Origin of the sequence: Streptomyces sp. NPDC059900 (genome assembly GCF_050270335.1) — a bacterium.
Taxonomy (GTDB): Bacteria; Actinomycetota; Actinomycetes; order Streptomycetales; family Streptomycetaceae; genus Streptomyces.
In genome coordinates this window covers 1-4,915 of the sequence record NZ_JBNNJZ010000577.1, presented here as the reverse complement: position 1 = coordinate 4,915, position 4,915 = coordinate 1, and the positions used below count along the sequence as shown (strand labels likewise).

Annotated in this window: 3 protein-coding genes; 1 reads left to right on the top strand and 2 read right to left on the bottom strand. The window is 71.2% G+C overall.

Annotated elements, in window-relative coordinates:
• Both ACQKIP_RS39495 and ACQKIP_RS39490 read right to left on the bottom strand, forming a co-directional pair.
• The coding region (locus ACQKIP_RS39495) for a CARDB domain-containing protein (RefSeq protein WP_427745263.1) at positions 1-1,545 on the bottom strand (1,545 nt) is incomplete at its 3' end.
• A gap of 372 nt (positions 1,546-1,917) precedes the next feature.
• Positions 1,918-3,219, bottom strand: a complete 1,302-nt coding sequence (locus ACQKIP_RS39490; RefSeq protein ID WP_365853600.1) for a PAS domain-containing protein — start codon at positions 3,217-3,219, stop codon at positions 1,918-1,920.
• A 334-nt stretch (positions 3,220-3,553) separates the two neighbouring features.
• Here ACQKIP_RS39490 and ACQKIP_RS39485 point away from each other — a divergent pair.
• A partial coding sequence (locus ACQKIP_RS39485; RefSeq protein ID WP_427745262.1) for an ATP-grasp domain-containing protein occupies positions 3,554-4,915 on the top strand: 1,362 nt, incomplete at its 3' end.

The following is a 4,915-nucleotide window of genomic DNA, read 5'->3' as shown; positions in this document are numbered from 1 at the left end:
CAGGCCCTCGGGCTGGTCGGTGTTGCCGTAGAGCCAGCTGTGCTTGGAGGAGAGGTTCAGCTTCTGCACGAACTTGCCGTCCGCGTAGAGGCTCAGGGTCTTCTCCTGGCCGCCGCCGCCCGGCGCGTCGGGGATGGAGTTGCGTACGACGACGGAGTTGGCCGCGCTGGTGGAGGTGAACTCCACGAACTGGCCGGTGGAGTTCAGGCGCACGGACTTGCGGCCCGAGGATTCGGTGGCGAAGTTGGTGTGCCCGAAAGTGCGCTCGGCATCGGCTTCCAGGAGGGTGCCTTCGTAGCGTCCGTCTTCCGCCTCGTATTCGGCATAGGGCACGGCCGCCCCGCGTCCGACCACGATGGAGCGGGCGAAGACGTTGTTGTTCTCGTTGGTCTCGGCGACGGTGCCGGTGGCGTCGGCGGTCGCGGTCAGGGTGGCGCCGCCGCTGGTGGCCGTCCAGCTGCCGCTGATGTCCACGGTGGCCGTCTCGCCCGCGGCGATGGCCGGGGCCGTGCCGTTGAGGGTGGCATCGCCCACCGTCAGGCGGGTCACCGAGCCCGCGCCGGCGCCGCTGGTGCCGCGGTTGTGGACCTTCGCGGCGAAGGTGACCTTGGCGCCCACGGCGGGGTTGGCGGGGCTGGACGTGATGCCGGTGACCTCGAGGTCGGGGCCGGGGCTCTGGCTGACGGTCAGCTTGTCGTCGGCGGTGCGGCTGTTGTTGTCGTCGTTCTGTTCGTCGACGGTGTCGGTGGGGTCGACGACGGCGGACACGGTGTAACTGCCCTGCGCGCGCTTGCCGATGTCCACCTTGGCGACGGCCGACTCGCCGGCGCCGAGGGCGGGCACCGCGGCGCTGCCCGCGACGGTGCCGCCGAGGCTGACGTCGGCCGTGGTCGCGGGGGCGGCCGCGCTGCCGGTGTTGCGCACCGTGGCGCTGACGTTGATCTTGTCGCTCTCGGAGGGCTTGGCGGGGCCCCAGGCGAGATTGGATACGGTCAGGTCGGGATTGGGGGCCGGGGTTCCCATCACCTGGAATTCGGCGGCCTGGGCGCCGTATCCGGAGCTGTTGCTGTAGATCTTCAGCTGGACGTCGGCGTAGCGGCCGCTGACCGGGATGGTCACGGAGTTGCGGTTGCCCGAGGGGCTGAAGCTGTAGTCGGCGCGCGCCTTGAGGGACTTGAAGCCCTGGGCCGACTGCTCACGCCCGAGCACCTCGATGTTCTGGGTGCGTGCCGCCCAGGCGGCGTCGGGGTTGAGCTTGACGACGACCGATGAGAGGTCGGCGTTGGCGCCGAGCTTCACCGTCAGCGTCGAGGGATGGCCGCTGGACTCCCAGTAGGTGTTCGTGCTGTTGTCGTTGGCGTTGGTGGCGAAATAGTTCTGCGTCGACGAGGACGCCTCGATCGGCTTGTTAAGGGCGAGGTTGGCGGGCTCGGCCCCGGGGCGCGCGGGGGCCGCGCCGGCGCTTGCGGGCACCAGACCCAGGGCTATCAGTCCGGCGCTGAGCGCGGCGGTGATCAGCCGCCGGCTGCGTTGCTTCCATCTCATGGCGTCCTCTGTTCCACGGGGGCTGCGGGTGCCGCGGTGCGCCCTGGCGGCGCAGCGCGGGGAGGAGCGGAAGCTTCGCCGACACGGGTGTATATGACATTTTCTACATCCAGTCGATTTCTTGCTCCCACGGGAGCACAGATTTGCCGTACGTCACAGGAATGTCAACGCTTCGCGCACGGCATGCAACTCCCGGCCGCCCCGGTGCAGTTCGGATTTCACCGGCACCGCTGCCGCCACATCCCTGGCCAGCGAGGTACAGAGGCACATCGGGGACACCGCCAGACCCCGACCGAGACGCAAATTTCTTGCTCGATTCCATCATGTTCTTGCGATCTTGCGCCGGGTCGGCGTCGGACGACCGGGGGTACGTCAGACCGTGCTGAGCGGATGAGCCGCCGTCGCCGAACGCGGGGGCCAGGCACGGGGAGCGAGGATGCCGAGCACATAGGCACGGGCCACCAGGGCGGGGCGGGTGGCGGCGCCCAGCAGCCGGCGAAGGCGGCTGAGGTGGTAGTCGACCGTCTGCCGCGACAGCTTCAGCGAGGCGGCGATGTCGCCGTTGCTGCTGCCCTCCGCCAGCAGGGACAGGATGCGGATCTGTGCGGCGGTGAGCGCCGGATGGGCCTCGTGGGCCAGGCTCTGGTGGGTGACCACCGCCCAGACGTGCCGGGCCCGGCCTGCGGAATGGCCGATCGTCGTCAGGTGCAGCTGCGCCCGGCGCTGCAACCCCTCGGTGTCGACGAGCACCGCGGAGGTCTCCACCCGTCTGACACGGCGGGCTATCAGGCCCTTCCACCGGCGGTGCAGCCGCTCCAGGTCGAGATCGGGCCCGGCGGCGAGCAGGGTGTGCGCGCGGCGGCCGACCAGGTCGGGCAGGCTCCGGCGGAACAGTTCGGCGGCCGCCGCGCTCGCCTCGACGACGCGCCCGTTGGCCGAGAGGAGCGCGCAGGGCAGGCCGCTGTGGTCACGCAGGGCCTGCAGGTTCTCCTCGGCCTCCTGGCGCTGGAGGGTGGCGCGCAGATGGTCGGTGACATCCACGTAGATCCCCGCGACGCAGGTCTGCGCGTTCTCCCGGACGGGGAAGCGGTGGCCCACCGCCCGGCCCGCGCTGCCGTCCGGGCGCCGGTAGCCCAGGGTGTGGCGCACCGCGGTCCCCCGCGTGAGGATCTCCTGGTCGAGGGCGCGGAACTGGTCGGCCTCGGCGGGCGCGTCGAAGTCCTCGATGTACTTGCCCACCAGATGCTCCGGGACGGTGTTGTAGAGGTGGGCATAGGCGTGGTTGGCCCACAGGTAGCGTCCCTGGCAGTCGCGGATGAAGGCGGCGGCCGGGGCGAGGTCCACGAGTTCCGCGAAGGCCGCATAGCGGCGCGGGGCCACGGCCCGGGCATCGACCTCCACCGCCAGGCCGCGCGTCCGGCTGTGGACTCCGTCCTCGCGCAGGGGCCAGCTGACGTCGAAGGTGCGGCCGTCGAACCGGGCCTGCCAGCGGTCCTCCTGGACCGGATGCCCCGGCGCCGCGAGTTCCTGGCGCATCCGGTCCAGGAAGCGCTGCGCGGTGTCCGTATCGGCGAACGCGCCGCCGCCCCGCTCCAGCACCCGCCACGGCTCGTCGACTTCCCACCAGAACACGGGAAGGTGCTCGAGCAGCGCCTTGAGGCTGGAATCATCCACAGCATTCTCCGTCCGTATATGACCGGCTGACGCACAGTCACAGCGCATTGGACAACCCGCACCGGCCCCGCGCACGCCCGGTTCCCGGCCGATGTCCCGAAATGGCGGTCGCCCGCAACCGCCCGACTCGCCCCGCGACTCAGGCATTTGCCTGAGTCGCAGGCGCCCGCAACGGCTCCGCACGCCCCTGCCGCCTGGTCCCCTTGAGTAAGCGGGTGAACACACCCCGCCACATGGATGCCGGGAGATTGCCGCCGGATCCACCGGTATCGCCGCTGCCTACGGCGATACACACCCCACCGGACGAATCGGGAGACGAATTTCAGTGAGCAAGGTGCTGTTAGTGCATGCCAAGGGTGGTCCGCCGCTCGGTCACGTCCTGTCCCGGACGGCCGCCAGAGCGGAAGTGCACCTGCTGGCGCTCAGCGCTCTTCCTCCCACCGTGGCGGACTCCGCCCGCCGCCTGTGCGCCTCGATCGCCACGCCGTCCGACACGCAGCGCGCTGACCTGGTGTCTTTGATCGTCTCGGAGGCCAGGGCCGTGGGCGCGGACGCGGTACTCACCTTCTCCGAGTACGCGGTCGTGGCCGTCGCCGAGGCATGCCGGGCGCTCGGCCTCGCGGGGGCGGGCAGTGCCGCCGCGCTGGCCCGCGACAAGCGGCTGATGCGCCGCACCTGGCTGGAACACGACCTGCCGCAGCCCGAGTTCCGCCCCGTCACCACGGAGTCGGAGCTGCACGCGGCGGCTGCGGCACTGCCCGGCCCGCTGCTGCTCAAAGCCGCCTGGAGCGCGGGCTCCACCGCACACCAGATCATCCGCGACCCGCACGAGGCATCCGCCGCCTGGACCCGCTCCCGCGAAGTGATGGCCGAATCAGCCCAGTTGGGCTACGCGGAACTGCATGTCGCCGAGGCCGAAGCCGACTTCGTGGTCGAGCACATCGTGACCGGCACCGCCGCGCACTGGTTCGAGGAGCCCGGCTGGGGCGACTACGTCAGCGTCGAGGGCGTCGTCACCGACGGCACCTTCCACCCGGTGTGCCTCAGCGGCCGGATGCCCACCATCGAGCCGTTCACCGAACGCGCGGGCATCACCCCCGCCCTGCTCCCCCAAACTGCCCAGGACCGGATCGTGGATCTCGCACGCCGCGCCGTCGATGCCCTGGGCCTGCGCGACTGCGGGACACACACCGAGATCAAGCTCGGCGCCGACGGCAGCATGTGGCTGATCGAGACAGCCGCCCGGTTCGGCGGCGCCATGACCGTGCCGCAGATCGAGGAAGTCTTCGGCCTCGACCTCATCGGCATGCTCGTCGACCACCTCCTGGGCCGCCCGGTGACCTGGCCCGAGCACTGCCTCACCCCGGCGCAGGCACGCGGCGCGGCGGGCTCCCTGGTCGTCCTGGCCGTCGACGGCGACGGCCGGGCCTGGCCGGATCGCAGGGCCTGGGACTTCCCCGCCGTGTCCGCGCGCGTACCCCTGAGCCCCGGCAGCGAACTGTCGGTGGTCGCGGAGAGCTCCCTGGCCGACGGGAGCATCGTGCCGGTCTACGACCCGGCCGCCGGCGCCAACACGATGGCTGCCCTGTGCCTGCTCTCCGCCGCCGACCCGCGCACGGTCCTGCGCGACTTCGAAGCCCTGGTCGGCGCCCTGCCCCGGATCCGGCCCGCCGCCCGGCCCGAGGAGGTCCCGGCA